This is a genomic window from Pseudomonas sp. GW822-FHT02G04, assembly GCF_058802085.1.
Genome location: NZ_JBXANU010000032.1, coordinates 15,618 through 40,659 on the forward strand (window position 1 = coordinate 15,618; position 25,042 = coordinate 40,659).

Annotated in this window: 26 protein-coding genes; 3 read left to right on the forward strand and 23 right to left on the reverse strand. The window is 59.4% G+C overall.

Annotated features, from left to right (window positions below; all coding sequences use genetic code 11):
* Position 1: 1 nt before the first annotated feature.
* The 8 genes from pabC to AC1RO5_RS27285 all read right to left on the reverse strand — a co-directional run bounded on the left by pabC (position 2) and on the right by AC1RO5_RS27285 (position 6,161).
* A complete protein-coding gene (pabC, locus tag AC1RO5_RS27250) occupies positions 2–817 on the reverse strand; it encodes an aminodeoxychorismate lyase (RefSeq protein WP_493178701.1) in 816 nt (271 codons plus the stop codon).
* Complete coding sequence (gene fabF / locus AC1RO5_RS27255; RefSeq protein ID WP_007942005.1) at positions 817–2,061, reverse strand: beta-ketoacyl-ACP synthase II; 1,245 nt, start codon at positions 2,059–2,061, stop codon at positions 817–819. Before fabF ends, pabC begins: the two co-directional genes overlap by 1 nt.
* Positions 2,062–2,170: 109 nt before the next feature.
* Complete coding sequence (gene acpP / locus AC1RO5_RS27260) at positions 2,171–2,407, reverse strand: acyl carrier protein (protein ID WP_003175607.1); 237 nt, start codon at positions 2,405–2,407, stop codon at positions 2,171–2,173.
* 192 nt (positions 2,408–2,599) lie between these two features.
* Positions 2,600–3,343 carry a 3-oxoacyl-ACP reductase FabG gene (gene fabG / locus AC1RO5_RS27265; protein WP_007942004.1) on the reverse strand — a complete coding sequence of 248 codons (744 nt, stop codon included), beginning with the start codon at positions 3,341–3,343 and terminating at the stop codon, positions 2,600–2,602.
* Between the two features lie 16 nt (positions 3,344–3,359).
* Positions 3,360–4,298, reverse strand: coding sequence for an ACP S-malonyltransferase (fabD, locus tag AC1RO5_RS27270; RefSeq protein WP_007942003.1), 939 nt, complete (start codon positions 4,296–4,298; stop codon positions 3,360–3,362).
* Between the two features lie 125 nt (positions 4,299–4,423).
* Positions 4,424–5,434, reverse strand: a complete 1,011-nt coding sequence (gene plsX / locus AC1RO5_RS27275; RefSeq protein WP_493178702.1) for a phosphate acyltransferase PlsX — start codon at positions 5,432–5,434, stop codon at positions 4,424–4,426.
* 3 nt (positions 5,435–5,437) lie between these two features.
* A complete protein-coding gene (rpmF, locus tag AC1RO5_RS27280) occupies positions 5,438–5,620 on the reverse strand; it encodes a 50S ribosomal protein L32 (RefSeq protein ID WP_003179396.1) in 183 nt (60 codons plus the stop codon).
* Between the two features lie 13 nt (positions 5,621–5,633).
* Positions 5,634–6,161 carry a YceD family protein gene (locus AC1RO5_RS27285; protein ID WP_007942001.1) on the reverse strand — a complete coding sequence of 176 codons (528 nt, stop codon included), beginning with the start codon at positions 6,159–6,161 and terminating at the stop codon, positions 5,634–5,636.
* Between the two features lie 105 nt (positions 6,162–6,266).
* Between AC1RO5_RS27285 and AC1RO5_RS27290 the strand changes: the two genes are divergently transcribed.
* Entirely contained in the window at positions 6,267–6,845 is a 579-nt protein-coding gene (locus AC1RO5_RS27290; protein WP_493178703.1) for a Maf family protein, read from the forward strand.
* 61 nt (positions 6,846–6,906) lie between these two features.
* Here AC1RO5_RS27290 and sppA read toward each other — a convergent pair whose 3' ends face one another.
* Genes sppA through rluC form a run of 3 tightly spaced genes read right to left on the reverse strand, consistent with a single transcriptional unit; the run spans position 6,907 to position 9,532 of the window.
* Positions 6,907–7,896: a signal peptide peptidase SppA gene (gene sppA, locus AC1RO5_RS27295; protein ID WP_493178705.1), complete on the reverse strand. Its 990-nt coding sequence runs from the start codon at positions 7,894–7,896 to the stop codon at positions 6,907–6,909.
* A 24-nt stretch (positions 7,897–7,920) separates the two neighbouring features.
* The gene (locus AC1RO5_RS27300) at positions 7,921–8,583 is read right to left on the reverse strand and encodes an HAD-IA family hydrolase (RefSeq protein WP_493178707.1); all 663 of its coding nucleotides are present in this window, start codon (positions 8,581–8,583) and stop codon (positions 7,921–7,923) included.
* Positions 8,570–9,532, reverse strand: coding sequence for a 23S rRNA pseudouridine(955/2504/2580) synthase RluC (gene rluC, locus AC1RO5_RS27305; protein ID WP_493178709.1), 963 nt, complete (start codon positions 9,530–9,532; stop codon positions 8,570–8,572). Before rluC ends, AC1RO5_RS27300 begins: the two co-directional genes overlap by 14 nt.
* A 700-nt stretch (positions 9,533–10,232) precedes the next feature.
* On the opposite strand from rluC, the gene rne reads away from it, so the two are divergent.
* Both rne and AC1RO5_RS27315 read left to right on the forward strand, forming a co-directional pair.
* Entirely contained in the window at positions 10,233–13,433 is a 3,201-nt protein-coding gene (gene rne, locus AC1RO5_RS27310; RefSeq protein WP_493178710.1) for a ribonuclease E, read from the forward strand.
* A 260-nt stretch (positions 13,434–13,693) separates the two neighbouring features.
* A complete protein-coding gene (locus tag AC1RO5_RS27315; protein WP_493178712.1) occupies positions 13,694–14,581 on the forward strand; it encodes a LysR family transcriptional regulator in 888 nt (295 codons plus the stop codon).
* A gap of 14 nt (positions 14,582–14,595) precedes the next feature.
* On the opposite strand, the gene AC1RO5_RS27320 is transcribed toward AC1RO5_RS27315, so the two are convergent.
* The 12 genes from AC1RO5_RS27320 to AC1RO5_RS27375 form a co-directional block, all read right to left on the reverse strand.
* A complete protein-coding gene (locus tag AC1RO5_RS27320) occupies positions 14,596–15,492 on the reverse strand; it encodes a hypothetical protein (RefSeq protein WP_493178714.1) in 897 nt (298 codons plus the stop codon).
* Positions 15,492–16,409, reverse strand: coding sequence for a DMT family transporter (locus AC1RO5_RS27325; RefSeq protein ID WP_493178716.1), 918 nt, complete (start codon positions 16,407–16,409; stop codon positions 15,492–15,494). The genes AC1RO5_RS27320 and AC1RO5_RS27325 overlap by 1 nt, the downstream gene beginning before the upstream one ends.
* Before the next feature lie 11 nt (positions 16,410–16,420).
* Entirely contained in the window at positions 16,421–17,563 is a 1,143-nt protein-coding gene (locus AC1RO5_RS27330) for an acyltransferase (RefSeq protein WP_493178717.1), read from the reverse strand.
* Between the two features lie 72 nt (positions 17,564–17,635).
* A complete protein-coding gene (locus AC1RO5_RS27335) occupies positions 17,636–17,782 on the reverse strand; it encodes a hypothetical protein (RefSeq protein ID WP_493178719.1) in 147 nt (48 codons plus the stop codon).
* A gap of 195 nt (positions 17,783–17,977) precedes the next feature.
* Positions 17,978–18,571, reverse strand: coding sequence for a nucleotidyltransferase family protein (locus AC1RO5_RS27340; protein ID WP_493178720.1), 594 nt, complete (start codon positions 18,569–18,571; stop codon positions 17,978–17,980).
* Positions 18,568–19,551 carry an XdhC family protein gene (locus tag AC1RO5_RS27345; protein WP_493178721.1) on the reverse strand — a complete coding sequence of 328 codons (984 nt, stop codon included), beginning with the start codon at positions 19,549–19,551 and terminating at the stop codon, positions 18,568–18,570. The genes AC1RO5_RS27340 and AC1RO5_RS27345 overlap by 4 nt, the downstream gene beginning before the upstream one ends.
* A complete protein-coding gene (locus tag AC1RO5_RS27350) occupies positions 19,551–21,881 on the reverse strand; it encodes a xanthine dehydrogenase family protein molybdopterin-binding subunit (protein ID WP_493178722.1) in 2,331 nt (776 codons plus the stop codon). Before AC1RO5_RS27350 ends, AC1RO5_RS27345 begins: the two co-directional genes overlap by 1 nt.
* Complete coding sequence (locus AC1RO5_RS27355) at positions 21,878–22,348, reverse strand: (2Fe-2S)-binding protein (RefSeq protein WP_007941956.1); 471 nt, start codon at positions 22,346–22,348, stop codon at positions 21,878–21,880. Before AC1RO5_RS27355 ends, AC1RO5_RS27350 begins: the two co-directional genes overlap by 4 nt.
* Before the next feature lie 243 nt (positions 22,349–22,591).
* Positions 22,592–23,611 (reverse strand): UDP-N-acetylmuramate dehydrogenase, encoded by a 1,020-nt coding sequence (gene murB / locus AC1RO5_RS27360; RefSeq protein ID WP_493178723.1) that lies wholly within the window; start codon positions 23,609–23,611, stop codon positions 22,592–22,594.
* Positions 23,608–24,072 carry a low molecular weight protein-tyrosine-phosphatase gene (locus AC1RO5_RS27365; protein WP_493178725.1) on the reverse strand — a complete coding sequence of 155 codons (465 nt, stop codon included), beginning with the start codon at positions 24,070–24,072 and terminating at the stop codon, positions 23,608–23,610. Before AC1RO5_RS27365 ends, murB begins: the two co-directional genes overlap by 4 nt.
* A complete protein-coding gene (gene kdsB, locus AC1RO5_RS27370) occupies positions 24,072–24,836 on the reverse strand; it encodes a 3-deoxy-manno-octulosonate cytidylyltransferase (RefSeq protein WP_253416268.1) in 765 nt (254 codons plus the stop codon). Before kdsB ends, AC1RO5_RS27365 begins: the two co-directional genes overlap by 1 nt.
* Positions 24,833–25,018: a Trm112 family protein gene (locus tag AC1RO5_RS27375; protein WP_003179363.1), complete on the reverse strand. Its 186-nt coding sequence runs from the start codon at positions 25,016–25,018 to the stop codon at positions 24,833–24,835. The genes kdsB and AC1RO5_RS27375 overlap by 4 nt, the downstream gene beginning before the upstream one ends.
* Positions 25,019–25,042 lie beyond the last annotated feature (24 nt).

Sequence of the window (25,042 nt, forward strand, 5' to 3'; positions counted from 1 at the left end):
ATCAAGCATCCAGTAGCGCACGGGCAATGGTTTGGAGTTTACGGGTGAGCGGCCCAACCGGCCAGCTCAGTGCGGCATAGGCGCGCACCGGCCAAACGCCATAAACGCTGTTGCAGACAAAGACCTCATCAGCCCATTGCAGCTGTTCGAGGGTAATGTCGGTGATTTGTGTGGGGATCCCCAATGACTCGGCTTGAAACAATAATTCGGCACGCATCACGCCTGCCACGCCACAACGTTTGAGATCGGCGGTCACCAGCACGCCATCGCGCACCAGGAACAGATTACTGAACACACCTTCGATCACCCGCCCGGCCTGATCCAGCATCAACCCTTCGGCATGCTCGGTGTCCTGCCACTCGGAACGGGCGATAACCTGCTCCAGACGATTCAGGTGCTTGAGGCCGGCGAGCAAGGGCTGCCTGGAAAGCCGTGTCGTACAAGGGAACAGGCGCACGCCCTGCTTTGCATGCGCAGCCGGATAGGCAGCGGGAGGATTGCCTTGCAGAATGCGCCGGGCCTGGGCCGAGGGATCGGGGGCGTAACCGCGCAGGCTGTCGCCGCGGGTGAGGATGAGTTTGAGCACGCCCTCGCCCAGAGCGGTGGCATAGGCCAGCAGCTCCGCGCGGATCAAATCATGATCAGTGGTAATCGCCAGGCGCGAACAGCCTTCGGCCAGACGCGACAAATGTCGATCCAGCAACAACGGCTGCCCGCCCTTGACGACGATGGTCTCGAACAGACCATCGCCGTAAGCCAGGCCGCGATCTTTCAGCGACAAAGCGTCAGCCGGTTGACCGTCGACCCAGCTGTCCATCAGTCAGCGAACCGGCGGAACACCAGCGAGCCATTGGTACCGCCAAATCCGAAGGAGTTGGACAGCACCACATCGATATCCATACCGCGCGCGGTGTGGGGTACGAAGTCGAGGTCGCAGCCTTCGTCCGGCTCATCGAGGTTGATGGTCGGCGGGGCTACCTGACTGTTGATGGCCAGTACGCTGAAAATCGCCTCGACCGCGCCTGCCGCACCCAGCAGGTGACCGGTCATGGACTTGGTCGAACTGACAGCCAGTTTGTAGGCGTGATCGCCGAACACGGATTTGATCGCACACGCTTCGGCGAGATCGCCGGCTGAGGTCGAGGTGCCGTGGGCGTTGATGTACTGAACCTGATCGCCATTGATCTTCGCATCGCGCAAGGCATTGGTGATGCAACGCGCAGCACCCGCGCCATCGGCCGGTGGCGAGGTCATGTGGTAGGCATCGCCACTGGTGCCAAAACCGATCAGCTCGGCGTAAATGGTCGCGCCACGGGCCTTGGCGTGCTCCAGCTCTTCGAGAACCAGTGCGCCGGCACCGTCGGACAGCACGAAGCCATCACGACCCTTGTCCCATGGACGGCTGGCGCGGGTCGGCTCATCGTTGCGGGTCGACAGTGCGCGGGAGGCACCAAAGCCGCCCATGCCCAGACCACACGCGGCCATCTCGGCGCCACCGGCGATCATTACGTCGGCTTCGTCGTACATGATGTTACGTGCCGCCATGCCGATGCAGTGCGTACCGGTGGTACACGCCGTGGCGATGGCGTAGTTAGGTCCCTGTGCACCCAAGTGAATGGACAGGAAACCGGAAATCATATTGATGATCGAGCCAGGCACGAAAAACGGAGAAATCCGTCGTGGGCCGGAATCATGCAGTGTGCGGCTGGTGTCTTCGATATTGGTCAGACCGCCAATACCCGACCCCATGGCCACGCCGATACGCTCGCGATTGGCGTCGGTAACCTCAAGACCTGCGTTACGCACGGCTTGAAAACCTGCAGCCAGACCGTATTGAATGAACAGGTCGAGTTTGCGGGCTTCCTTGACCGACAGGTATTCCTCGACATTGAAGCCCTTTACCGAGCCGCCAAAACGGGTGGAATAGGCAGAAAGGTCGGTGTGTTCGATCAGACCAATGCCACTGCGGCCAGCCAGAATGCCCTGCCAGCTGCTCGGCACATCCGTGCCCAGTGGCGACAACATACCCATACCGGTGACTACGACGCGTCTACGCGACACAGCACTCTCCTTTTTTCAAATGACGACTTCGCACAAGGCCTAAAGAAAAAACCGCACGCCATGATGGCAGTGCGGTTTTTCCATGACAGCGAGCGACGACTAAAAACTATTACGCCTGATGGCTGGTAACGTAGTCGATTGCTGCTTGTACAGTAGTGATCTTTTCAGCTTCTTCGTCAGGGATTTCGGTCTCGAATTCCTCTTCCAGAGCCATCACCAGCTCAACGGTGTCAAGGGAGTCGGCACCCAGGTCTTCAACGAAGGAAGCGGTGTTGACTACTTCTTCTTCTTTAACGCCCAGTTGCTCAGCAACGATTTTCTTGACGCGCTCTTCGATGGTGCTCATACCTTGTTTTCACTCCTAATGGACAAATTCAGGCAGCTGGCCAGTGGGTAAGTGTATAGAAAGACTTTTCAGCTTTTCAACTGAAAGCTTCACTCCTCAAACCCTGCGGCCCTCTGCCGATAAAATAGATTGCAGCTTTATAACGGATTTTAGACAGCTCGTATGACATTTTTTTGAAGCAATCCGTCACATTTAACTCATGTACATCCCGCCGTTCACCGGGATTGTAGCCCCAGTAACGTAAGCCGCACCGTCGGACGCAAGAAAAGCGACCACAGACGCGATCTCTTGAGCTTGCCCCAGACGACCCAGCGGAATTTGCGTCTGCAAGGCTTCACGCTGCGCCTCGGGCAGTTCGCGGGTCATATCGGTGTCGATGAACCCTGGGGCCACCGAGTTTACCGTAATCGAACGCGAACCGACTTCACGCGCCAGCGCACGGCTGAAACCTTCCAGACCGGCCTTGGCGGCTGCGTAGTTTACTTGGCCTGCGTTGCCCATGGCACCCACAACCGAGCCAATACTGATAATTCGTCCCCAACGGGCTTTGGTCATACCGCGCAAAACGCCCTTGGACAGGCGGAACAGACTGTTCAAGTTGGTGTCGACAACGTCATGCCATTCGTCATCTTTCATGCGCATCATCAGGTTATCGCGGGTGATACCGGCATTATTGACCAGGATCGCCGGCGCACCGAACTGCTCCTGAATGCTCGCCAGCACGGCCGCTACGGACTCGTCGCTGGTGACATTGAGTTCCAGCCCAGTACCCTGAATACCGTTTTCTTTCAGAGTGGCGGCGATACGCTCAGCACCCGATGCGGAGGTCGCGGTGCCGACAACGATGGCACCCTGACGACCCAGCTCCAGAGCGATAGCCTGGCCGATACCACGGCTGGCACCGGTGACCAGTGCAACTTTACCTTGCAGACTCATGCAAGCTTCTCCTTGATCAGACCAGCGCTGCACGGGCGGCAGCGAAAGCATCTGGGGTATTGAGGTTAGAGGTCGACACGCCTTCGGCGCAACGTTTGTTCAGACCGGCCAGGACCTTGCCCGGACCGCACTCGACCAGTTGGGTCGCACCCTTGGCAGCCAGTGCCTGGACCGATTCGACCCAGCGTACAGGCTTGTAAAGCTGTTCAAGCAGATCGCGCTTGAGGGTTTCCAGATCGGCCGGTACATCGGCACTGACGTTCTGCACTACCGGAATCTGCGGCGCCTGCCAGTCGATCGCTGCGATCGACTCGGCGAATCGCTCGGCGGCCGGACGCATCAACTCGCAGTGGGACGGCACGCTGACCGGCAACGGCATGGCGCGCTTGGCACCACGCGCCTTGCAGCCTTCGATGGCGCGCTCGACCGCAGCCTTGGCGCCGGCAATCACTACCTGGCCCGGCGAGTTGAAGTTGACCGCGCTGACCACTTCACCTTGCGCCGCTTCGGCGCAGGCTGCCAGCACGTCGGCATCGTCCAGACCGAGGATAGCGGCCATGCCGCCCTGCCCGGCCGGAACGGCTTCCTGCATCAATTGACCGCGACGCTCTACCAGCTTCACCGCGTCGCCCAGGCTCAGGCTGCCCGCAGCCACCAGAGCGCTGTATTCGCCCAGGCTGTGACCGGCAACGTAAGCCGGACGCGCGCCGCCTTCAGCCAGCCACAGACGCCACAAGGCGATCGAGGCGGTCAGAATGGCCGGTTGGGTTTTATCGGTTTGATTGAGTTGTTCTTCCGGCCCTTGCTGGGTCAGCGCCCACAGGTCGTAACCCAGAGCATCGGAAGCTTCTTTGAATGTTTCGAGGACCACCGGGTGTTGCGCGCCCAACTCGGCCAGCATGCCGAGGGACTGCGAACCCTGTCCTGGAAAGACGAATGCGAGGGAAGCAGACATGTAACAAGCCCCTAATGATCTTGTCGTCGGAGAATTGACGTCCCGCCAGGGGAACGCAAGAAACTGACAGTTGGATGGCTCTTTGAACTGAGCGGTCACATTTAAGCATTGTCTGACGAAAACGCCTAAGGCAACAAATCTTCCAGGCGCCCGTGGAGACGCTCCGGCAAGTTTTCCTGGATCTCGATCAAGGCGCGCTGAATCGCACTCTGGAAGCCCTGAACCCCCGCCGAACCGTGACTTTTCACGACAATTCCCTGCAAACCGAGGAAACTTGCGCCGTTATGGCGTGCCGGCACCAACTCGGCCTGCAAGCGCTTCATCAGCGGCAGCGCCAACGCGCCTACCAGTTTCGACGCGAAATTTTTCTTGAACTGAGCCTCGATGCGCCCGGCGATCATGGTCGCCAGGCCTTCGCTGGACTTGAGCAGGATATTACCGACAAAGCCGTCACACACCACCACATCCGCCTCGCCACGGTACAAGCCATCGCCCTCGACAAACCCGATGTAGTTCAGGCCACGCGCATTTTGCAGCAGGGTCGCCGCCAGCTTGACCTGCTGATTGCCCTTGATGTCTTCGGTGCCGATATTCAGCAACGCGACCCGTGGACGAACGACACCCAAGGCTTGCGCCGCCACAGACCCCATCACCGCAAACTGCAACAGATGCTCGGCACTGCAATCGACATTGGCGCCCAGATCGAGCAACTGACAGAAACCTTTCTCGGTCGGAATGGCGGCAACCATGGCCGGCCGATCGATCCCCGGCAAGGTTTTGAGCACAAACCGCGACAACGCCATCAGCGCACCGGTATTGCCGGCACTGACGCACGCCTGGACCTTGCCATCACGCAACAACTCCAGCGCCACGCGCATCGACGAATCAGGCTTGCCGCGCAGGGCCTGGGCAGGCTTTTCGTCCATGGTGATGACTTCGGACGCCGGCACAATCGACAGGCGCGAGCGATCCACAGCCGATTGGCCAGCGATCAATTCTTCAAGGAGGGAGGGTTGACCGACAAGGGTCAGGTGCAGCGAGGGCGTAGCTGACAGACAAGCAAGGCTGGCCTGAACAATGCTGCGGGGACCGAAGTCCCCGCCCATTGCGTCAATCGCGATGACTTGAGCGGACAAGGATTACTCGTCAGCGCCCTTGTCGATCACTTTACGGCCACGGTATACGCCTTCTGGCGATACGTGGTGACGCAGGTGAACTTCACCGGTGGTTTTTTCTACAGACAGGGTGCTAGCCTCGAGAGCATCGTGCGAACGACGCATGTCACGGGCAGAGCGGGATTTTTTGTTCTGCTGAACAGCCATAATTGATTAACTCCTAAACGTTTGGGTCACGCTTTAACTGCGCCAATACACTGAACGGGTTGGACCGCGTTACCTCGTCCTCGCTCGGTTCGGGCTCATCTGCTCCCGCCGGCTGCTGGCATTCTTCCGGATGATGAGCAGGCACAATGGGCAAGGCGAGCAGAAGCTCCTCCTCGATCAGTGACTGCAGATCCAATGGATCTTCGCCCAGTTCCAGCACGTCATAACCTTTCGGCAACGACTGGGTATTCGCACCCTCCTTCACCACAGCATAACTGCATTCGCTATGGATCGGCAGGGTGACCAGCTCAAGACAACGCTGGCAAACCATTTTGACTTCGGTGTCGATAAAGCTGTGGATTACCACAGACTTACGTTCATCTCGTTCAAAAACGAATTTAGCCTGCACCGTACCGACATTGTCGGAAAGCGGGTCGCAGAGTCTCTCCAAATCGGCCAGCAGCATTTCACCTTGAAGGGTGGTGCCACGGTCAGCCAATTTGCGCGGGTCAACGTGAGGTGGAATCGGGTCATTCAACATAGGCGCAGCATTATAGGGATGCCCCCAGCCATGTCAAAGGAAATTCAGCCCTGTCCGTCACTTGAGCCTGCGCTAGAATTCGCCCCTTGCCCTTTGGAGATGCGCATGCTGCCTTTATTACTCGCTTCAAGCTCGGTTTATCGCCGGGAATTGTTGGCCCGCCTGCAGCTGCCGTTTACTTGCAGCTCGCCGGATATCGACGAAAGTCATCGCCCGGACGAGTCAGCCATCGAACTGGTAAAGCGCCTCGCCGAAGAAAAAGCCCGCGCACTTGCCGCCAGTCACCCCGCCCACCTGATCATCGGCTCGGACCAGGTCGCGGTATTGGGCGGGCGAATTATCGGCAAGCCACACAACTTCGAAAAGGCCCGCGAACAACTGCTGGCATCGAGCGGTGCCAGCGTGACGTTCCTCACCGGCCTGGCATTGCTCAACAGTCAGACCGGCCACTGCCAGGTCGACTGCGTGCCGTTTACCGTGCACATGCGCGAACTCGACGCAACACGCATCGAACGCTACCTGCACGCGGAACAGCCCTACGACTGCGCTGGCAGCTTCAAGGCTGAAGGATTGGGGGTGAGCCTGTTTCAAAGCACCGAAGGCCCTGACGCCACCAGCCTGATCGGCCTGCCACTGATTCGCCTGGTCGACATGTTGCTGGCTGAAGGCGCGCAAATACCCTGAACCGACTGCACACGCACAAAAAAAACCGGCCAAGCAGGCCGGTTTCTTATGCAGCCAACGATCAGCGCAATGCTGGCCCCTGAAAGCCCATCCACATCGCCAAATGCTCAGCCACGCTAGCACCGAGCTTTTTCGAGAAGCGATCAAACGGCGACTCCTCGATAGTAAAGTCCACCATCTCTTTCTCACCAATCACGTCACGCGCCACCGAACTGGCATTGCCCAGACCATCAATCAAGCCCAGCGGCAGCGCCTGCTCACCGGACCAGACCAGCCCGGAGAACAGCTCCGGATGCTCTTTGTCCTTGAGACGATCGCCACGCCCCTTCTTGACGCTACTGATGAACTGCTGATGAGTGGTATCGAGCACACCCTGCCAGAACTGAGTTTCCTCAGGCTTCTGCGGCTGGAACGGATCGAGGAATGATTTGTGCTCGCCAGAGGTATAGGTACGACGCTCGACACCCAACTTCTCCATGGTGCCGACAAAACCGTAACCGGCCGCGGTCACACCAATGGAGCCCACCAGACTCGCCTTGTCGGCATAGATCTGATCTGCGGCGCTAGCAATGTAATAGGCACCGGAAGCCCCCAGATCCGAGATCACCGCGTAAACCTTGGTATCCGGATGCAGGCCACGCAAACGACGGATCTCGTCGTAGACATAACCCGACTGCACCGGGCTGCCGCCCGGGCTGTTGATCCGCAGGATCACACCCTTGACCTTGTTGTCCTCGAAGGCTTTACGCAGACTGCCGACGATATTGTCAGCACTGGCCGGCTCTTTCTCGGCGATCATGCCGGTTATATCGATCAGTGCCGTGTAACCGGAACCGCGAGTGGCGCTTTTTTCCACATCCATCAGCGGCGAGAACAAGAACAACGCAAGCAACAGATATGCAAAGGTCAGCAGCTTGAAGAAAATCCCCCAGCGGCGGGACCGGCGATGCTCCTGCACGCTGGCCAGCAGAGTCGTTTCCAGCAACTTCCAGCTTTTCTCGTCACCGCTCTCTGCGCTCGCCTTGGCGGGTGCTTTCCATTCGTCGGTCATGACATTTACCCCTGCAAAAACCCGTTAAGCCCGCTGATTCAGCCAGGCGCGCAATTCTGAAAAACGATTAATGGACAGTCGTGGCTCGAACTGCTGCAACGCCTCGATCGATTGAGCGCCATAGCTGACCGCCACCGAATCCATACCGGCGTTGCGCGCCATCTGCAGATCGAAGGACGAATCCCCGACCATCAGCGCCTGCTCCGGGCGAACCTCGCAATGGGCGAGAATTTGCTCGAGCATCAATGGATGGGGCTTACTGGCCGTTTCATCGGCCGCACGAGTGACATCAAAATAATCTTCCCAACCGTGGGCTTTCAGCACCCGGTCCAGCCCGCGCCGAGCCTTGCCGGTGGCAACCGCCAGGTGATAGCCGTCAGCACGAAACGCTTCCATCGACTCGAGCACGCCCTCGAACAACGGCGAAGGAACAGCCTCCGCCGCAATGTAGTGCTCCGCGTAATAATCACGGAACGCTACCAGTTCGCCATCACTGATCTCGGGATACAAGGTGCGAATCGCTTCCGGCAGCCCGAGACCGATGATGCCTTTGACCGCAAAATCATCACGCAACGGGAAGCCGGAGCGCCTGGACGCCACGTGCATCGCCTCGACAATCCGACCAATGGAGTCTGCGAGCGTACCGTCCCAATCGAAAATCAGCAGCTTGTAATCAGATGGGCGCACTCAATCGCTCCACGGTTTTGGCCCACATTTCGTCGACCGGTGCCTGCAACTTCAGCTCGCCGCCATCAGGCAGCGGCACGGTCAGCATGTAGGCATGCAGGAATAGACGCTTGCCGCCCAGGTCACGAATTTCTTTGCTGAAATCTTCATCGCCGTACTTGGTGTCGCCGGCGATGCAATGCCCGGCATGCAAAGTATGGACGCGAATCTGGTGAGTGCGACCGGTGATCGGCTTGGCTTCGACCATGGTGGCAAAGTCACCGAAGCGGCGCAGGACCTTGAATACGGTCACGGACTCCTTGCCCTCCTCCTCGTCGACCTCAACCATACGCTCGCCGGAGCGCAGATTGCTCTTGCCCAGCGACGCCCGGACTTGCTTGATCGAGGCCGCCCAGTTGCCGCGAACCAGCGCCATATAGCGCTTATCGACGCCATCGCCGCGCAATGCCGTGTGCAAGTGACGCAGCATGCTGCGCTTCTTGGCGATCATCAGCAGGCCGGAGGTGTCACGGTCGAGACGGTGAACCAGCTCGAGCTCCTTGCAATCGGGACGCAACTGACGAAAGGCTTCGATCACCCCGTAAGTCAAGCCGCTGCCACCGTGAACCGCGATGCCGCAAGGCTTGTTGATCACGATCAACGCCTTGTCTTCGTAGACAATCGAGGCCTCGAGGCGCTGCAGCAGCCCCTGAGCCAGCGGCACGGGCTCGTCGCGCTCAGGCACGCGAACCGGCGGCACGCGCACGATATCGCCCGCCTGCAGCTTGTATTCGGGCTTGATCCGACCTTTATTCACTCGCACTTCGCCTTTGCGCAAAATGCGGTAAATCAAGGTCTTGGGCACGCCTTTGAGCCGAGCGAGTAGGAAGTTATCAATTCGTTGGCCGGCATATTCCGGCGAGACCTCCAGCAGTTGTACGGCTGGGGTCGAAGGGGCAGTAGTCGTCATGGCGCGGATGATAACAATTTTTTATGGAATTGAAGCACTTAATCATTGCTGCTATAGTCGCGAACGCCGCCAAAAGTGGCCTGGACAGCGGACTAACGGTCAAAAACCGGCCCTGACCAACGCAATTCACGAGGACGAGAGGCCGTCCTACGGGGCTTTCGCTACGTAACGGCAGAGTTTGCAGTTGTAACAAGCGCAGGTGACATAAGGCCTGAATCATGCCGCAAAGCAGAGTTTTCACTCGCCTTCCGAGCAAATATTCACGGCCAGTTCACAAAGTGCAGTCAGCTGCAAACAACCCCGAGCGAACGCTTCGGAAACAACGCCTAAATTAGCCATGATGCGTGACCTCCCCTTTCGGAGCTCACGGTAAATGCCAACCCGCTGCGGATTCTGCGCGCGGCAGCACCCGAATTATCAGGGATACGTGTAGGGTGGAGATGCACAACCGCTGGACTGTGTAGCAATAGGCTTTATCAAGACGCTTCATCTCGTCCACAGCCGCCGGTTGATTCCTCCTCCTGACTGAGTGCTTAAGTAGCCACAGCAAGCAGGACGCGTACGTCGCGACACCGGCCCAATTGACCGGGGTTCGCTAGACACTGGAGTGGCCAACCACTCCTGACGCACCTGACACCGACCGTGAGAAGTCGTGTGTGCCGAACGCCGTTTCCGGCAGCCCGGAAACCGACGGTACTACATGAAAAGAATGCTGATTAACGCGACTCAACCCGAAGAGTTGCGTGTTGCACTGGTAGATGGCCAACGCCTCTACGACCTGGACATCGAATCCGGTGCACGCGAGCAGAAGAAGGCCAACATCTATAAAGGCCGGATTACTCGCATCGAACCAAGCCTTGAGGCTGCCTTTGTCGATTTCGGCTCTGAGCGCCACGGCTTCCTGCCCCTCAAAGAAATCTCCCGCGAATACTTCAAGAAAACCCCCGAAGGTCGCGTCAACATCAAGGACGTCCTGAGCGAAGGCCAGGAAGTCATCGTTCAGGTCGAAAAAGAAGAACGTGGCAACAAGGGCGCTGCCCTGACCACCTTCATCAGCCTGGCCGGTCGTTACCTGGTTCTGATGCCGAACAACCCGCGTGCCGGCGGTATCTCCCGTCGTATCGAAGGTGAAGAGCGCAACGAACTGCGTGAAGCCCTGAATGGTCTGGTTGCCCCGGCCGACATGGGCCTGATCGTTCGCACTGCCGGCCTTGGCCGCAGCAGCGAAGAAATGCAGTGGGACCTCGACTACCTGCTGCAACTCTGGACCGCCATCAAAGAAGCCTCGCTGGACCGCGCCGCGCCGTTCCTGATCTACCAGGAAAGCAACGTGATCATCCGCGCCATCCGCGATTACCTGCGCCAGGACATCGGCGAAGTGCTGATCGACAGCGTTGAAGCCCAGGACGAAGCCCTGACCTTCATTCGCCAGGTGATGCCGCAGTACGCCAGCAAGATCAAGCTGTACGAAGACAGCGTTCCGCTGTTCAACCGCTTCCAGATCGAAAGCCAGATCGAAACCGCCTTCCAGCGCGTCGTCGAACTGCCTTCCGGCGGCTCCATCGTCATCGATCCGACCGAAGCCCTGGTGTCCATCGACATCAACTCGGCGCGCGCCACCAAAGGCAGCGACATCGAAGAAACCGCGCTGCAGACCAACCTTGAAGCCGCCGAAGAAATCGCCCGTCAGTTGCGCTTGCGCGACATCGGCGGACTGATTGTCATCGACTTCATCGACATGACCCCTGCCAAGAACCAGCGCGCCGTGGAAGAGAAAGTCCGCGAATGCCTGGAAGCCGACCGCGCCCGCGTGCAAGTCGGTCGCATCTCGCGCTTCGGCCTGCTGGAAATGTCCCGTCAGCGCCTGCGTCCATCGCTGGGCGAAAGCAGCGGCATCGTTTGCCCGCGTTGCAACGGCACCGGCATCATCCGTGACGTTGAATCGCTGTCGCTGGCGATCCTGCGCCTGATCGAAGAAGAAGCCCTGAAAGACCGTACCGCCGAAGTTCGCGCCCAAGTGCCGATCCCGGTGGCTGCGTTCCTGCTCAACGAAAAACGCAACTCGATCACCAAGATCGAACTGCGCACCCGTGCCCGCATCGTCATTCTGCCGAACGATCACCTCGAAACGCCGCACTTCGAAGTTCAGCGTCTGCGCGATGACAGCCCGGAAGCCAGCATCAATCAGTCCAGCTATGAAATCGCTGCTGCCGCTGCCGAAGTCGAAGAAGTCCAGCCAGCCGCCGCGACCCGCACTCTGGTTCGCCAGGAAGCCGCGGTCAAGACTGCACCGGCCCGCGCCAACGCTCCGGTTCCGACCGAAGTCGTCGCCGCTCCAGTGGCGGCACCGGTCGCCGCGCCAGAGCCAAGCCTGTTCAAGGGCCTGGTGAAGTCGCTGATCAGCCTGTTCGCGACCAAGGAAGAGCCTGTTGCTCCGGTTGTGGTTGAAAAACCAGCGACCACCGAGCGCCCTGCCCGCAACGAAGAACGTCGCAACGGTCGTCAGCAGAGCCGCAACCGTAACGGTCGCCGCGATGAAGAGCGCAAGCCTCGTGAGGAACGTGCACCGCGTGAAGAGCGCGCACCACGCGAAGAGCGTCAACCACGCGAAGCCCGTGAAGAAACGCCAGCAGTAGCCCGCGAAGAACGCGCTCCACGTGCCCCTCGTGAAGAACGTGCACCGCGCGCACCGCGTGAAGATCGCAAGCCACGTGGCGAGCGTGAAGAACGTCCGGTTCGTGAACTGCGCGAGCCTCTGGATGCCGCTCCGGCCGCCGCTGCCACCGCTGAAGAGCGTCCGGCCCGTCAGCCACGCGAAGAACGCGCTCCACGCCCACCGCGTGAAGAACGTCAGCCACGCACCGAGCAAGCTGCTGCCGCCGTAGCCGAAGAAGAGTTGCCAACCAACGAAGAGCAACTGCAGGAAGACGGTCAGGAAGTCGCCGAAGGCGATCGTCCACGCCGCCGCTCCCGTGGCCAGCGTCGTCGCAGCAACCGTCGTGAGCGTCAGCGCGATGCCAACGGCAACGTGATCGAAGGCTCGGAAGAATCCGAAACCGCTGAAAACGCCGAAGCACCAAGCGCTGCCGATCTGGCCGCCGGCCTGGCTGTTACCGCAGCCGTTGCCAGCACCGTGATCAGCGCACCTGCTGAAGCACAAGCCAACGAGCAAGCCGAACGCGCCACTGCCGCCACTCTGGAAACCGCTCCGGTTGAAGCGCCAGTGGTTGAAGCGACCACGCCGGTAGAAGTCATCGCCGCTCCGGAAATCGAAGTGGCACCGGTGCGTGAAGCACAGCCGGAAGTTGAAGCTGCCGCTGAACCAGTGGTTGCTGCAGAACCTGTAGTTGAAGCGCCAGTGGCTGAACCGGCACGTGAAGTTCGCGAAGTTCGTGAAGAACAAACCACGTTCAACTGGGTTGCCGAGCCGCCTGTAGCCGTCGAAGCGCCAGCGCCAGTCGCTGAAGCCCCGGTTGCTGAAGCCCCAGCTGTTGAGACCATAGTCTCCGAACCAGTGGTTGCTGCTGCCGAACCTGCTCCAGCGGTGGTTGAAGCGCCAGTTGTTGCCGAAGAGGCTGCACCGGTGGCTGAAGCCGCTCCTGTCAGCGCTCTGACCCCAAGTGGCCGTGCGCCGAACGACCCGCGTGAAGTGCGTCGTCGCAAGCGTGAAGCCGAGCGTCTGCAGAAGGAAGCCGAACTGGCTGCCGCTGCTGCTCCGGCCGCTGTCGAGCCAGCACCGGTTGTTGCTGAAGTCGTCGAGGCAGCCCCTGCCCCGGCCGCTGAAGTCCCTGCCGAGCCGGTTGAATCCGCGATCGACGAAGCACCGCGCTCCGTTCAGGAAGCGGCACAGCAACACGAGCAAGCCCTGGAAAAAGAGCACGAGCCTAAACCCCTCGCCTGATTCCATCGGCCACTAAAAAGCCCCGCCTGGTGATCCCAGGCGGGGCTTTTTTTTGTCATAGAAACTGAAGCCTGTCGCTACCTGGCAACGCTTTATTGCCGAGGCGATTGCGTTCCTCGCTAAACATCCGCTTAAGTATTTGTAAGCAAGTATTACGAAAGAGCTGTGCAACGTGCAGAATAGAGCGGTGCAGGGCTCAAACCAGGTCCTGCCACGGCCCGAAAGCCTTCGGCCCGTTATGGAGCAAAGAGTGCGAGACTATGGAAATTGCTGAACTGGACGCTTTCAAAGCGATTGTTGACTACGGCAGCGTCACACAAGCTGCGATCAGGTTAAACCGAGCTCAATCCAGTATTTCCTTCCGCATCAAGACACTCGAATCACGGCTCGATACCAAGCTGTTCGAACGCTCCGGTCGCGGTATCACGATGACGGCGCCGGGCAAGGAGCTCTATGCCTACGCCTCACAAATCCTCGAACTGGTTGCTCGCGCCCAAGCCAGCCTGAGCCAGACAAAAACCGAAACACGGGTGCGCTTGGGGGTCATCGAAAACCTCACTATTACTCGCCAGAACCTGTTGCAAAGCATCGTTGCCAATCCCGACGGGTTGGCAGTGGATGTCAGCATTGGTAATACACAGTCGCTGCTCAAGGATCTTGAGGCCGGCAAGCTCGACGCAGTGATTGTCGGCGCAGGCTTTGCACCTTCGCATTATCGCCGGGTAACGCTGTTCAACGATCCGCTGGCCTTGATCTACAGCGCAGCACACCCCGCCATCCAGGACCTGAAAGCGTTCAGCGGCCAAGTGTTCCTGGTCAACAGCCGGCGCAGCGCTTCGCAACGTAATCTCGACGAACTATTCATTATGGGTAACATCACCCCGGAAAAAATCATCGAGTGTGGCTCTTATCCGCTGTTGTTTTCTAATGTGATCAACGGCGTGGGCGTTGCCCTGGTGCCGTTGTCACTGGTCGATTCGTGCTGCCGCAGTGAACAGGTGCAAACGTATTTCCTGAGTGGTTCATATGCCTCGCTGACCACCGAATTCGTGTTTTTCGATCACCCTGGCAAACCAGCCCCCAGAGCGCTGGCGCAATGGGTGCTGGACTTCGAAAAACCGGCCCGCTTACCGCTGACGGAAGGGTAACGGGCCGGCCCCCCTCAGCAGTTACACGATTGCCGCACCACCTCGTCCTCGAAGAGATTGGACAGTTGCAGTCCATCCTCCTGACTGCTAGCCCGAATGACGTCACCGTGCTGCAACTCAAAGGCATCCTTGTCGGTGCTTAATGAGGCACCGAGCAAAACATAGTGAACCGTACCGGGCTCGCAAAGCTCTTCATGCTGGAACAACAGGGTTTCGAGTTCACGTTTGGCAAACATCAACTGATCCAGCCCCAATAGCGACTGTTTGTCCCACACGGATTCACCACGCCGGACAATCGAACTCCTCACCACTGAGTAGCGCGGTGGTTCTGCGATCACCAGTTCGTGGCACAACGCGGTATTGCGCAACTTGGAGAGACCGGCCAGCCCGGGTTGAGTGTGACGCAGCACCGGGTCAGAAAAATCCACCGCCAAGGTGTAACCGATATAGCGGGGGTTTCGGCAGTCATCGATGAGGTACACACAGGCATACTCGATCTCGATTCCCGCGCCACTGGCATGACACGGTGATTTGATCGCCCGGGAAGCGGCCACCAACCCTTTGCCGTTGCCTTTGTAGTACCAGTCCGGCGAGGACCGCTGAGGCATGGGCAGACCATTGACCGACCGATGCGTGTAACCAAAACCGCTCACCATGCACACGGCATCCCGTACGGGCCGCAGCGGCACATTAAAGGTCATCAATGAAAGCGCTTCAAGCGGCACCGCTACCAAGGACAAGTTGCTTTTGAAGTGCTCCCAGGATTGCTTGCTACGCATGAATCGCACAGCCAGCGCCTGAGAACTTTCGGCATCTTCGACCTGCCAGACCGTAGCCGATACCCCCTTGCCCTGCACAATCCCCACCCACCGCACACCGTGACGGTCAACCGAATCGATGATTCTGTCCATCAAGCCGCCTCCGTGCGCAATATCACCGGTGTCCGCCTTTTAATGGAACAGAGGATCACCCCAAATACGATCAGCACCAGACTGACCAGGTGATAGGCGTGCAGTTGCACGTCGAGGAACACGATACTGAACAGCCCACCGGACAGTGGCACCAAGTGAGTGAAGATCTCACCACGGGTGGCACCGATTTCACCGATGCCTTTGCTCCAGAACAAGTACGACAGCCAGGACGGGAAGATCACCAGATACGCCAGGCCCAGCCACGGTGCAGCGCCCTGCCCCAGGTTGAACGTCAGATCAGGGTGCAACGCCCAAATACCCAGGCTGAACGGAATCAGGCACAGCGCCCCCACCACCGCGCAATACGTCACGAACGCATTGCCGGCGATGGTTTTTGGCTTTGTCCGCAAAAAGGAGCAATAGACAGCCCAACTGGCAGCCGAGGCCATGGTCCAGAAATCGCCTTTGTTGAAGCCTTCCAGGAAGCTCAAATCGGACAGATGCCCCATCGTCACCAGCCAGAACACACCCACCGTACTGATGACCACCCCAAGCATGTTTGACCTGGAGATGAAATCACCGAAAACGAAACGGTTGAGGGCTAGTACCAGACACGGCGTGGCCGACAGGTAAATCGCCGCATTCAACGAACTGGTGTATTGCAATCCGATATACAAGGTCAGCGGAAATATAACTTGGCCACAGACCGCCAACATAACCAGGGTCAACCATGACTTACGGGCGTCCGGCAAACTGGCGATCACGGCTTTATAGTTAATCAGCAGTAGTAAACCGCTGGTAATCAGCCATCGAAGTTGCGACAGCAGCACCGGATCAACATCCACAACCATCAACTTTCCGACGACATAGTTACCGCCCCAGAACACGGCAGCGAGTGAAAGTAATAAGTACGGCATTGACGCCTCCGTTAGATCTTCTTCATTAACATGAAAGAGGCACCGTCGAACTCGACTTCCCCTTGCAGATGGAACAAGTCTTGATACACAGACAGTTGCGCCTGCAACACATCCGTAATGGGCACCAACAACAGTGCCTGCGTCGCCAGCACCCGAGCCAGTTCATTGACATAGACTCGGCAAGGCTCGGCCTCGACAGGCGAAATGTTGGCGACAATCAGTGAGTAACCCAATCGACGGCGATAGTGAAAGTCGCCGGCCGAGGCGAATGGCAACCTCGAAAAATCCAGATCGGCGCGCAATCTGAGCTGCTTATGGCCGTAGTCCTGAGCCCACTGCAAGTGGTGGGCAAACGGCTGCCTGGAACTGGAAATGACATCCAGGCTGTGCTGACCGAACGCTTGAAGCTGAGCGTTATCGGATGGGGCAATCAGCAATACGGACTTTTTGCCCGGCGTGTCGAGATACTCCGCCAGTGGCGCTGGCAATATCGGCGTCTCGCGCTTCGGGCTGTCACGGTAGATCATCAACCAGTCCGAATTGATCGCGGCCCAATTGCTGACTTGCAGCGTCTGCTCGATCGACGGCTGGTAGGTTTCCATGAGGTGAGCCTTGAACGGCAGGTATTGCAGGACCTTTCCCTGATCGCCAACGATGGAATAGTCGCCGACCCATGTATTGAGGAAGGAACGGATTCCGACGATGCTTGCCTTGCCCAGATAATCCGCGTTCCAGCCCACAATCGCTTCACGCCCCACCCATGCGTAATCGCACAGTCGCACCGGTGGCAGGCGCGTCATCGCGACAGTCCGCGAGCCGATGGAGAGCCGGCCATACGGGTCATGGTCCTGACGCAGTAACTGACTTCCCGGCGATAGCCAGACACCATCGCCTATATCCACATCGCCGCCGGCATTGACCGCGGCGTTACGACCAAAACGCACATACTGTCCAATCTTGATCGAAGGCAACTCCTGTGCCGAGTGATCGAGTTGATGATCGGCATGGGGGTGGCTGAAATACGCACCGTTTTCAAAGTGAGTGGGCGAAATCAGGTGTTCTCCGACCTGCTCCTTGACGAGCAGCGGTGAGCCACTGGTGTTGACCGAAAAGTGCTCCGGGGACAAACCGAAGTCGTCACCCAGTTCTTTCAAACGTTCTCCAAAAGTGACCCCGAACTTGATCTCGTCGCGATGACAACTAATTGTTTGCGACGCCTTTCTAAGTTACCGAAGTGTTTTGACATAACGCGGAACAGGTTGAAAAACATCTGCAGAACTTAATGCCCGCTCCAATGCTCCCAACTCCTGAATATCACCGTCCAGCTCCAAAGGGCTGACACTGACCGACGCATCCATATAGTGCTTTATCATGTAGGCTCTTTTTTCTAATGAGTACTGACCGGATGTTCACCCCAACTGTGAACACCACACGCCACATGATCGTATGTCGGACAGAACCCGCTGAATAACGAGTTTTATATCTGGCACCCATCGATAAATACGAATGGGCGAAAGGAAGAGCCGATTATTCCGAGGAAAGTGCGAATGCAATCCCGCTGACAACCGTTATTGAAAAACCAGCGCCTCAGGAACATCCACATCCCACAACACCCCGCGATCCTCCACCGCCACCTCGACCACCCTCGCCTGCGCGAACAGTGACTTGGCGCCCTGATCGCCGGTCAACGCCATCAATCCCGGACCGAAGCTTCGCCCGAACCCCACCGGATGCCCATATTGCCCTTCATGCACCGGCACGCTGATAGCGTCATCCGCAATGGCCGCGACGACCTGCTCAATGCTCGACGGCAGAATAAACGGCATATCACCCAGCATGATCAGCCAGCCGCCGAGTTGCGAACAGGCCGCCACACCCGCCGCAATGCTGTCGCCCAGGCCGGTCGACTCGATCCGCACAATCTCGCAACCATAGGCCTGCGCCATGCGAATCACTTGCGGGCGGTCCGCGGTGGTGACCAGCACACGCTTCTCGAGTGCGGCCGGCAGATTCACCAGCACCTGCTCGATCACCGAATGCACGGTGATGCCATCACGGGCGGTGCAGTCCACCAGCAACTTGTCCTTATCGTCACCCGCTACCTGTCGAAACCGGCTGCCCTGCCCGGCGGCCAGAACGATAACGCCAATGGAGTCACTCATACGCCCTCCTGCAACGGCCTCTTCTGCTTGAGCTCGATGCCGTTCTTGATCGCCACAATCTCGGCCAGCAGCGACAAGGCGATTTCCGCCGGAGTATGGCTGCCGATGTGCAAGCCGATCGGGCCGTGCAAACGCTCGATGGCCTGTTGTGACAAGCCTAGCTGAGCCAGGTTGTCCCGGCGCTTCTGACTGTTGACTTGCGAGCCCAGCGCACCGACATAAAATGCCCTGGAATCCAGGGCCGTGAGCAACGCCATGTCATCCAGACGCGGATCGTGGGTGAGTGCGACGATGGCGGTGCGTTCGTCGGTCTGGATGCTCAGCACTGCTTCGTCGGGCATGCCCGGGACGAAGCGACCGTGTTGCTCTTCCCAACCGTAGACGAACTCGGTGCGCGGATCGCAGATCAGCACTTCGAAATCCAGCAGCCGCGCCATCTCGGCGACATACCGCGATAGCTGCCCCGCGCCGATCAGCAACAATCGCCAACGCGGACCGTAAATGGCGCGCAGTGTGTTGCCGTCAAAACTCAGCACATCGCGCTTGTTCGCCGGCTGCAATACCACTTCACCGGTCGCAATATCCAGCGAGCGCGCAACGATTTCATGCGCCTCGCAGCGCGCCAGCAACTGGGCAACCCACGCCGGATCGCCGACGCGCTCCTCGGTCAGACGCAACGTGCCACCGCAGGGCAAACCAAACCGTGCGGCCTCCTCACGAGTGACGCCATAAGTAATCAACTGCACCGGCGGCCCATCGGCCGGGATACGGCCATCGTGCAGCCGGGCAATCAGGTCATCCTCGACACAACCACCGGACACCGAGCCAATCACCACGCCATCGCCACGCAAGGCCAGCATCGCACCCGGTGCCCGGGGCGCAGTGCCCCAGGTCTGGACCACGCTGTACAACATCACCCGCTGACCGGCGCGGCGCCATTCCAGCACGCTGCGCAGGACGTTCAGATCGACGCTGTCCATCAGGCTTCAGCCTTCTGCCAGCCTTGCAGCTGATAGCGAACCGGCAAGTTACGGATGCGCTTGCCGGTGGCGGCGAAGATCGCGTTGCACAGCGCAGGCGCAATCGGCGGCACGCCCGGCTCACCGACCCCGCCCAACGGCACATTGCCCGGTGGCGTGACCAGGTGCACGGCGACTTCTTTCGGTGCCAGGGACATGCGCGCCACCTCGTACATGTGGAAGTTGTCCTGCTGGACCTTGCCGTCCTTGAAGCTGATTTCCCCCAGCACCGCGTTGCCCAGGCCCATGACGCAGGCGCCTTCGAACTGCGAGCGAATTCGCTCGGGGTTGATCTGCGGGCCGCAATCCACGGCGATGTCGGCCTTGTGCACGATCAGCGTGCCATCGTCTTTGACTTCGACTTCGATCACCGCCGCCACATAAGTCACGAAGCTGTAATGCACCGCCAGGCCCAGGCCTCGGCCCTTGGGCAACTTACGCCCCCAACCGGCGGCTTTGGCGGCGGTTTCCAGCACCGTGCGCATCCGTGCAGTATCGATAGGATAGCGCTCGGGGGATTCGCCGTAGTTCCATTCCTCACTCAAGGTACGCGGATCAATCTGACGGTCCGGGCCGAGCAGTTTGATCTGATATTTGAGCGGATCTTCGCCCGCCTTGTGCGCCAGTTCATCGACAAAGCTCTGAATCGCAAAGCCGTGGGGAATGTTCGACACCGAGCGATACCAGCCAACCCGCGTGTGGACCGTCGCCTCAGGGTTTTCCAGACGCACGTTGGGGATCGCATACGCCATGTTGGTAAAGCCCATGCCCAGCTCGAAAGCCGCTTCATGGTTCATCCCCGGCGCGAACAGCGCGGTGATACTTGGCGCCACCGTGCGGTGCAGCCAGCCGGACGGCAGGCCGTCTTTGTTCAGACTGGCCTTCAGGTACTCGGCAGACACGGTGTGGAAATACGAGTTGTGGATGTCGTCTTCACGGGTCCATTGCACCCGCACGGCCTTGCCTGGGAACTCCTTGGCCAGCAGCGCCGCTTCAACGACGAAGTCCGGCTTGGACTTGCGACCGAAACCGCCGCCGAGCAAGGTGACATTGAGCGTGACGTTATCGAATGGAATGCCCAGGCGCTCGCCGATCCGTTCGCGGGTGACTTGCGGCGCCTGGCTTGGCGCCCAGGCCTCACACACACCGTCCTTGAAACGGGCGATGGCGACCATTGGTTCCATCGGCGATTGCGCCAGGTGCGGTAGATAGTAAGAAGCTTCGAGGGTGCTGTCGGCAGCGCTCATGGCCTGGTCGATGTTGCCAGTATTGCGCACCACTTTGCCGGACTTGAGCGATGCGGCTTCGAGTTCCTTACGATAGGCGATCGAGTCGTAACTGGCGTTGGGGCCGTCATCCCACTCGATCTTCAGCGCTTCGCGCCCCTTGATCGCCGCCCAGGTGTTGCTGGCCACCACGGCCACACCGCCAAGAGGCTGGAACTCGGACGGCAATGGACGGTTTTCGATTTGCAGAACCTTGATCACCCCCGGGACTTTCATCGCAGCGCCGGCATCGAAGGATTTGACCTTGCCGCCGTAGACCGCCGGACGGGCGATGGTGGCGAAGAGCATGCCGTCGAAATGCACATCGGCGCCGTAGACCGCGCGACCATTGACGATGTCCGCACCGTCGATGGCCTTGGTGCCTTCCTTGCCAATGTAGCGAAACTCCGACGGCTGCTTGAGTCGCAGGCTGTCGCGCGCAGGTACCGTGAGCGCACTGGCGGCAGCGGCCAACGCGCCGTAGTCCAGTTCACGGCCAGTCGGTTTATGGATGACTTTGTGCAATTGCGCATGGCATTCGCCGGCCGGCACTTTCCATTGCTCGGCAGCGGCTTGCTCAAGCATGGTCCGCGCGGCCGCACCGCAACGGCGCATCGGCTCGTACCAGTGACGCATGCTGCGCGAACCGTCGGTGTCCTGATTGCCGAAACGCACTTCGTCGCCCGGCGCCTGTTGCACTTTGACCTGCGCCCAGTCGGCGTCCAGTTCATCGGCCACCACCATGGTCAGGCTGGTGCGCACGCCCTGGCCCATTTCCGAGCGGTTGCAGATCACGGTCACGCTGCCATCGGCGGCAATGCTGATGTAAACCTTGGGGTCATCGATCCAGCCGTTGGGCATGCCATCGGCGCCGAACTGTTTTTCTTTTTCGGCCGCCAATGCGTCTTGCCAGCCCCAACTGGCAGCCAGCACCAGCGCACTGGTGGCACCCACGCCTTTGAGGAAACCGCGGCGGCTGAGGTTGCTCAGATTGCTCAGCGCAAAATCATTCGGTAGCTGGCTCATGCCTTGGCCTCCTTCAGGTGAGTGGATGCCTGGCGGATGGCGGTCTTGATCCGGTTGTAGGTGCCGCACCGGCAAATGTTGCCGACCATCGCCTCCTCAATCTGCTCGTCACTGGGATTCGGGTTGGTTTTCAGCAGCGCGGTGGCCGACATGATCTGCCCGCCCTGACAGTAACCGCACTGAGCCACGGCGCTATCGAGCCAGGCTTGCTGGACGACTTTGCCAACCGGGTCGGCATGCAGATTGTCGATGGTGCTGACGTTCTGGCCGACCACCGAGCCGATCGGCGTGATGCAACTGCGCGCAGGCGCGCCGTCGATATGAATGGTGCAGGCGCCACACAGGCCCATGCCACAGCCGAATTTGGTGCCGTTGTAGCCAGCCACGTCACGGATCGCCCAGAGCAGCGGCATGTCCTCGGTGACATCGAGTTGATGATCTTGACCATTGAGTTTCAGGGTAATCATGGGCACGCCCGCATAGTTATAGAGGTTATGGGGTCGAGCAATCTGCCGCTTGGGGTTCGCGGTTCACTACACGCAGATCGACTCAGGCTAATCGGCTCTCTTATGCGGACGCGACGTCTGCACCGGGCCTTTGATGGAGCAAATGCTGGCATCGTTAGCTGGCTAAGTTAACTGAGCATTAACAAAAAAGCCCTGCACATCTGAAAATGTGCAGGGCTTTTTAATCAGCCTGTAAGCGTAGCCTCAATACTGGTTGGGTTCCATTTCCAGGTCGACCTTGAAACGCTCTGCAATGTCTTTCTGGATGCGCTGCGCCAGGTTCAGCAATTGCAGGCCCGTGGCGGCGCCGTAGTTAACCAGCACCAGCGCCTGTAACTTATGAACACCAGCATCGCCGTCGCGAAAGCCTTTCCAGCCGGCGCGTTCGATCAGCCAGCCCGCCGCCAGCTTCATTTGCCCGTCGGGCTGCGCATACGCCACCAGATCCGGGTATTCACCCTTGAGTTGTGCCACAAGTGCGGCTGGCACCAACGGATTCTTGAAGAAGCTGCCGGCATTGCCGAGCACCGCCGGGTCCGGGAGTTTTTCGCTGCGGATGCTGCAAATGGCCTGGCTGACATCGGTCGGCGTCGGGTGATCAATACCCTGCTCGGTCAGGCGCTGACGCACCGGGCCGTATTCCAGGTGCAGGTGCGCGGTGCGCGTGAGGGTGAAACGCACCCGCAGGATCAACCAGCGCCCCGGCTCCTGTTTGAACAGGCTGTCGCGGTAAGCGAAGTTGCACTCGGCCAGTGTGAAGTCCCGCAGCTCGCCGGTCTGGCGATCGAGGGCCGTCAGGCCGGCGAATACGTCTTTTATCTCGACGCCGTAAGCGCCGATGTTCTGCATCGGTGCCGCGCCGACGGTGCCGGGGATCAGGCTGAGGTTTTCCAGCCCCGACCATCCTTGCGCCAGGGTGTGTTGCACAAATGGATGCCACGGCTCGCCGGCCTCGGCTTCGATCACCACCTGGTTACCGTCATCGCTCAGCAGGCGAATCCCTCGTGTGGCCATGCGCAGCACCAGTGCCGGCACATCAGCGGTCAGCAACAAATTGCTGCCACCACCGATCACCAGCACCGGCACTTCGTGTTCGACCGCATAGGCCAGGGCTTCGCGCACGTCGGCATCGCTATGGGCTTCGGCAAACAGCCGCGCCTGAACGTCCACGCCAAAGCTGTTGTACGGTTTGAGCGAAACCCGGGGTTGAACCTGCAAACTCATAACCGTCCCTTCAATTCGATCACCAGCAGATCGCTGGCGCGCTCGATCAGGTCCAAAACCTGTTCGAAGCCTTGGTCGCCGTCGTAATAAGGATCCGGCACTTCATCGATTTCCGACTGGTAGCGACGCAGGAACAGGTCCAGCTCGGCCTTGCCCTTGGCCGGTTGCATGGCCTTGAGGTGGCGCAGGTTGCTGTTGTCCATCGCCAGAATCAGGTCATAAGTGGCGAAATCGGCGCGGGTCACTTGCTGGGCGCGCTGGGCGGACAGGTCGTAGCCGCGCAGTTTCGCCGCGGCCTGGCTGCGCTTGTCCGGGGCCTTGCCGACGTGCCAGTCACCGGTGCCGGCGGAAGCCACTTCGACTTGATCGGCCAATCCCGCTTTACGCAGTTTGTGCCGCAAGACGCCCTCAGCCGTGGGGGACCGGCAGATGTTGCCCAGGCAGACGAACAGAACCCGCATCAGGCCTCCAGCAGGCGACGAACGCGCTCGAGGTCTTCAATGGTGTCGACGCCGGTGGGCGGTGCGATCAGCGCATCGGCGACGTGAATCCGCACGCCGTGCCACAGGGCACGCAGTTGCTCCAGAGACTCGGTATTTTCCAGCCAGCAGGGGCCCCAGGTGACGAAGTCCTGCAGGAAACCGGCGCGGTAAGCATAAATGCCGATGTGGCGGCGATACGGCACGCCTTCCGGCAATTGCTCGCGACTTTTGGCAAACGCGTCCCGAGCCCACGGCAAGGTGGCACGACTGAAGGTCAGCGCCAGGCCATTGAGGTCGCTGACCACTTTGACCACATTGGGGTTGAACAGGGTTTCGACGTCTTCGATCGGCTCGGCCAGGGTGGCCATGCGTGCTTCGGTGTGAGCGGCCAGGTTGGCGGCGACCTGATCGATCACGCTTGGCGGAATCAGCGGCTCGTCGCCCTGAACATTGACCACGATCGCGTCCGGGGCCAGGCCCAGTTTCGCTGCCACTTCGGCCAGACGGTCAGTGCCGGAATTGTGATCTTCGCGGGTCAGCACCACTTCGGCGCCAAAGCCCTTGCAGGCCTCGACGATGCGCGCATCGTCAGTGGCGACCACCACGCGCTGGGCGCTGCTTTTGCTCGCCTGTTCCCAGACGTGCTGGATCATCGGCTTGCCGGCGATCAGCAACAGCGGTTTGCCCGGCAGACGGGTGGAGGCATAACGCGATGGAATGACAACGGTAAAGGCTGTGGTCATTTATCCAGACGCTCGTCGGTGGTCAGGGTGCGCGCTTCGCTTTCGAGCATCACCGGGATGCCGTCGCGAATCGGGTACGCGAGGCCGGCGCCCTTGCTGATCAGCTCGGTTTTGTCGGCGCTGAGCTTGAGCGGGCCTTTGCAGACCGGGCAAGCGAGGATATCGAGCAATTTGGTGTCCATGTACATTCCCTGGATAGAAACGGA